The sequence below is a fragment of the Alienimonas sp. DA493 genome, from assembly GCF_043951915.1.
Taxonomy (GTDB): Bacteria; Planctomycetota; Planctomycetia; order Planctomycetales; family Planctomycetaceae; genus Alienimonas.
In genome coordinates, this window is record NZ_JBINJD010000345.1 from 1 (window position 1) to 709 (window position 709).

General features: G+C 73.5%; 1 protein-coding gene. It reads left to right on the top strand.

Going from position 1 to position 709, the window contains the following annotated elements:
* Nucleotides 1-689 (top strand): hypothetical protein (locus ACG2DA_RS22930; protein WP_395259033.1); only part of this gene is annotated, 689 nt, incomplete at its 5' end.
* Between the last annotated feature and the right edge of the window lie 20 nt (nt 690-709).

Genomic DNA, 709 nt, shown 5'->3' on the forward strand with positions numbered 1-709 from the left:
CCCTCGGCGGCGCCGACGGCCGGAGCTTGCGCTCCGGGCTCACCGTCGACGGCGATCTTCAACCTTGGTTCGCCGATCTTGAGACCCCGCTGCCCGACGCGGCCGGGCTGCCCGACCTCACCGCCGCGTGGCGAACGGCCGGGGCGGCGGCGGGCGTGGAATTGATCGGACTGCACGCGGACGTGCTATTCGCCCCGCGGTTCAACGCCGATCTGCAGCGGCTCGGCGGGAAGGGACGGCTGCTGACCGGGGCGTCGCTCGGCCTGTTGGCGCAGGTCTGGGATCCGGCGACGGCCCCGGCGACGCGGGTCGAGTGCGACAAGCACGGCGGCCGGAACTTCTACGCCGCGGCGCTGGCGGAGGCGTTCGACGAACTGCCGGCGATCATCCGCGAGGGGGCGGCCGGGAGCGAGTACACCCTCGGTCCCCGGGAGAACGGCCACGGCCGGCACCGGCTCGGCTTTCGTCCGAAGAACGAAGCGTTCGGCCCGGTGGCGCTGGCCTCGTTGGTCGCCAAGTTCACCCGGGAACTGCTGATGGACCGCTTCAACGCCTGGTGGGCCGACCGCGTCCCCGGCCTGCGGCCGACGGCCGGGTATCCGGTCGACGCAAATCGGTTCCGGGCCGACACCGCCGACGCCCGCGCGGCGCTGGGCGTTCCGGATGACGCGTTCTGGCGGGCGAAGTAGGGTCCGCTGTGCGGACCGCG